Below are 4,121 nucleotides of genomic sequence, written 5' to 3'. Positions count from 1 at the left end.
GGCGTCCTCCTTGCAATCAGTGGCCGCCCCCACCGGCGCGGGCGGCCACTGATTGCAAGGAGGACGCCATGATCGATCGCCGCCGGTTTCTTTCGGCCGCCGGATTCGCGGCCGCCGCGACGGTCGGCCGGGCGGCGCTGTCCGCACTGCCCGAACCGGCGCTGCGCTCGAGCGCCGAGACCGCGCCACCCTCGCCCCCGGCCAACGGACGGCCCTTTCATCCGGTGGTCACGCTCAACGGCTGGAGCGCTCCCTGGCGCACGCGCGACGGCGTCAAGGAGTTCCACCTCGTCGCCGAGCCGGTCGAGCGCGAGCTCGCCCCGAACATGATCGCGCGCCTGTGGGGCTACAACGGTCAGTCGCCGGGCCCCACGATCGAGGTCGTCGAAGGCGACCGCGTGCGGATCTTCGTCACCAACCGCCTGCCCGAGCATACCTCCATCCACTGGCACGGCCAGCGTGTGCCCAACGGCATGGACGGCGTCGGCGGGCTCACCCAGCCGCACATCCCGCCGGGCAAGACCTTCGCCTATGAATTCGTCGCGCGCCGTCCCGGCACCTTCATGTACCACCCGCATGCCGACGAAATGGTGCAGATGGCGATGGGCATGATGGGCTTCTGGGTCACCCATCCGCGCGCCGCCCACCCATTGATCGACCAGGTCGAGCGCGATTTCTGCGTCCTGCTCAACGCCTACGACATCGAACCCGGCGGCGCCGTGCCGAAGGTCAATACGATGCTCGACTTCAACCTGTGGACCTTCAACAGCCGCGTCTTTCCGGGGATCGATTCGCTCAACGTGCGCCAGGGCGACCGCGTGCGACTGCGGATCGGCAACCTGACGATGACCAATCATCCCATCCATATTCACGGCCACGAATTCGTCGTCAGCGGCACCGACGGTGGCCCGACCCCGCGCGCCGCGCGCTGGCCGGAGGTCACCACGGACGTCGCGGTCGGGCAGATGCGCCAGCTCGAGTTCGTCGCCGACGAGCCCGGCGACTGGGCCGTCCATTGCCACAAGTCGCACCACACGATGAATGCGATGGGGCACGCCGTGCCGACCATGATCGGCGTCGACCATCGCGGTCTGATCGGTCCGCTGCAGCGGCTGGTGCCCGACTACATGCTAATGGGGGAGCGGGGCATGGCGGACATGAGCGAGATGGAGATGCCCCTGCCCGACAACACGCTGCCGATGATGAGCGGCCGCGGCCCCTTCGGTGCGATCGAGATGGGCGGGATGTTCACCGTCCTCAAGGTGCGCCGCGACCAGCGGCCGGGCGACTACTCGGATCCCGGCTGGTACGCGCATCCGGAAGGCACCATCGCTCACGAATGGGATGGTCCGCTCGCCGCACCCACGCGCAGCGCGCGGGCGCCGGCGCTCAATGGTCCCGCGCAAGAGTATGCGGTACGCAAACCGCATGGGCGATCGAGATGAGGACAGGCATTGCGGGCCGTTGCTACTGATGGACGCGCTGCAGGAAACCGGCCGACATGGTACTCGCCGTGCCTGCCGGTTCGCGTGTGACGGGAATGGCGCCAAGGCACCTTACTTCATGTCGCGCTGGTGATTGTGTCGCTTGAGCGGTGCCTTCTCCGTTGTCGCGGATTCCTTGTCCGACGCGGCCGCCTGCTGGACGGGTACGCCGAGTTTTTCGGTCATGTGGTTGTGCCGTGGCATCGCTTGAGCGGCCTTCACCGGCGGCACGGCGTCGACGGCCTGCCCGGCCGCCGCAGTTTCCTGCGCTGCGCCGGCGCCGAAGGACAGCGCGGCGGCGGCTGAGAATACGCTGATAGCGAATGCAGTCCTGAATTTCATGATCCTCTCCCGCGATGGTTGGCGAAGCTGCTCCGGACTCGACTGTCCGGACGTCGTTTGCAGACACTTGTGATTGTGCGCCAGGGTACCTGTCGATGCGATGACGTTCGGATTACCGATAAGTCAGCCTGTTCGGCAAGCGCTCCCGTGCGAAGGCACAGGTGCCCTCCCCTAGCGCGCCTGGTATTCGAACACCGCCTCCGTGGAGCGTCTGGCGCCGGGAAGCCGGATTTCCAGCGTAATCCGGTAGGGACCGGAGCCGTATATCGCGAAGTAATTGCCGAAACTGATCGTATCTTCGATGCGCATCGGCTCCAACGTCTTCCGCGCCCCGGACATTCCCAGTTCAGCCACGGTCGCGCTGACCTCCGCATCGGTGATGCGGACGCCGTCCTTGCCGAAGAGCGCCACGATGAGGTGAGAGTCCTTACTCCCTCGCGGCACACGACCGTGCATCGTGCGTTCCTCGTGGGCAGGATCATGCTTGCCCGCGACCTGCGCCGGAAGGATGCCGTAATAGACATCCACATCATCCACGCGTAGATGACGCCCGGTTTCCGCCGCAAACGCCGCACCCACGAAAAGCAGTCCGACAGCGACCAGGACGCCGAAGGTTTTCTGCAGAAATTGCTTGAGCATGATTGTCTCCTCTGAACGTCAGTCGTGAAACGTCGCTGCGCTGTATCTGCGAATCATCTGAATCGGCCAACGAGATCGACAGGACCGTACGCCTCACCTGAGCGCGGCCAGGCGCGCGCGGAAGACGGATTCGTCGAGCCCGCCGCTGGCCTCGAGCTTGCCGTTGACGACGATGCCGGGGGCGGCCATCACTCGGTATTTGTTAAGAATCTCCGGGTGCTCGGTCACATCGACATAGCTCACTTCCATCTCTGGAAAGTCCGGCTGCACCTTCTCGATGATCGCTTTCGCCTTGGCGCATTGCACGCAGTTCGGCACGCAGATGAAAAGCACTTCGATCATGCGAGAAGCACTGCTTCCGCTGCACGCGCAGTGCGTAAAGCCCGGAGCGCGGACGGTGAAGACGCTCTAGCGCAGATGCGCTCAGCCGCCCTTTCCCGGCGCGGTGCGGGCGCCGCAGGATTCGCGGATCACGAGCGGTGCCGGGGACTCATCCGCGCCCTCGATCGGATGGTCGCGCGTGTGAATTTGCGAGAGCAACATCTTCACGGCAAGGCGGCCGTGTCCGATGGGATCGGAGCGCACCGTCGTGAGCGGCGGCGTGGCAAAGGGCGCGAGCGAGTGGCAGATGTTCCGGCGCATTACCCCCGCGAGCATTCTGACCATCGACGGGGTACGGGTGGAGTACCCCGACGGCTTCGGGCTCGCCCGCCCCTCGAACACCACCCCGGTGGTGGTGCTGCGCTTCGAGGCCGACGCCCCGACCGCGCTCGCCCGCATCCACGAGGACTTCCGGCGGGCCATCACCGGGATCTGGCCCGGGGTCAGTCTGCCTTACTGAGGTCCATGCCGTAAGCGTTCTCATGAGGCTAGGACTTCGCCCGAGCGGACAACGAACAAGGAACCAAACTCGCCCTGCGGCAATCCACTTGACCTATCTGCGCCCCCTTCTTCCGAGACGAGGCGGCGTACGGGCTCAAGCTGGCTGTCCGGTCGCCTCCTGTGCTATAGCCCTGTAGAGGCCTAGACTGAGGGGAGCACAAGGGCCGGGCTGCTTGCCGCGCCGGGTGCCGCTGGCGCCTGGGCGCTGGCAGGAGGAGGCTGCCATGAACAGGGACCAAGAGGGTGACGGGCGGTCAACCGAAGCGCCGCGACCGAGCGAGGCGAACGCGGTCGCCGCGCCGTGGGCGGTTCAGGAGTGGGTCTTCAGGACGCTCGTGGACATGATTCCGGACCGGATCTACGCGAAGGACCGGCAGAGCCGCTTCATCTTCGCCAACAGGGCGGTGGCCTTCCACATGGGCGCGAGCACGCCCGAACAGATGATCGGCAAGACCGATTTCGACTTCTACCCCGCGGAAATCGCCTCGGGATACTTCGCCGTGGAGCAGGAGCTCATCCACTCCGGTCGCCCCCTCGTCGCCTTCGAGCAGGTCGTGCCGGACCTGAGCAACGGCGAGACAGGCTGGCTGCAGACGACCAAGGTTCTCCTGCGCGACGGCGAGGGCAAGGTCATCGGCCTCGTCGGCGTAGATACTGTTATCCGGGTCAAGCGCCATGTATAGCGGGATCGAAAGCCTTTCCCGATTTGAGCACGCCGAAGGCGACATGAACGAGCTTTCGCATCATGGCACCGATGATGAGCATGGGCGGTTT

At 65.5% G+C, this 4,121-nt stretch carries 6 protein-coding genes and 2 pseudogenes; 3 read left to right on the top strand and 5 right to left on the bottom strand.

Translation table 11 applies throughout. The features are described from left to right. Positions 1-68 precede the first annotated feature (68 nt). Positions 69-1,445 (top strand): multicopper oxidase family protein, encoded by a 1,377-nt coding sequence (locus GO615_RS27235; protein ID WP_169132981.1) that lies wholly within the window; start codon positions 69-71, stop codon positions 1,443-1,445. A gap of 111 nt (positions 1,446-1,556) precedes the next feature. Here GO615_RS27235 and GO615_RS27230 read toward each other — a convergent pair whose 3' ends face one another. The 4 genes from GO615_RS27230 to GO615_RS29575 form a co-directional block, all read right to left on the bottom strand. Then, positions 1,557-1,826 carry a hypothetical protein gene (locus GO615_RS27230; RefSeq protein ID WP_169132980.1) on the bottom strand — a complete coding sequence of 90 codons (270 nt, stop codon included), beginning with the start codon at positions 1,824-1,826 and terminating at the stop codon, positions 1,557-1,559. Between the two features lie 171 nt (positions 1,827-1,997). Then, positions 1,998-2,465, bottom strand: a complete 468-nt coding sequence (locus tag GO615_RS27225) for a hypothetical protein (protein WP_246262500.1) — start codon at positions 2,463-2,465, stop codon at positions 1,998-2,000. Positions 2,466-2,558: 93 nt separating this feature from the next. Next, positions 2,559-2,807 (bottom strand): thioredoxin family protein, encoded by a 249-nt coding sequence (locus GO615_RS27220; protein ID WP_169132979.1) that lies wholly within the window; start codon positions 2,805-2,807, stop codon positions 2,559-2,561. Positions 2,808-2,888: 81 nt separating this feature from the next. After that, entirely contained in the window at positions 2,889-3,107 is a 219-nt protein-coding gene (locus GO615_RS29575) for a substrate-binding domain-containing protein (RefSeq protein WP_169132978.1), read from the bottom strand. On the opposite strand from GO615_RS29575, the pseudogene GO615_RS27210 reads away from it, so the two are divergent. Both GO615_RS27210 and GO615_RS27205 read left to right on the top strand, forming a co-directional pair. Beyond that, positions 3,085-3,306: pseudogene (locus GO615_RS27210) on the top strand (phosphomannomutase/phosphoglucomutase); the annotation flags it as partial. The gene GO615_RS29575 and the pseudogene GO615_RS27210 sit on opposite strands and share 23 nt — an antisense overlap. 265 nt (positions 3,307-3,571) lie before the next feature. Further along, entirely contained in the window at positions 3,572-4,030 is a 459-nt protein-coding gene (locus GO615_RS27205; protein ID WP_169132977.1) for a PAS domain-containing protein, read from the top strand. Here the strand turns inward: GO615_RS27205 and GO615_RS29070 are convergent. Next, positions 4,014-4,121, bottom strand: a pseudogene (locus tag GO615_RS29070) (IS110 family transposase); the annotation flags it as partial. The gene GO615_RS27205 and the pseudogene GO615_RS29070 sit on opposite strands and share 17 nt — an antisense overlap.

The organism is Aromatoleum evansii (assembly GCF_012910805.1).
In the GTDB taxonomy this organism is placed as follows: Bacteria; Pseudomonadota; Gammaproteobacteria; order Burkholderiales; family Rhodocyclaceae; genus Aromatoleum; species Aromatoleum evansii.
This window is presented reverse-complemented; position numbering and strand designations above follow the sequence as displayed.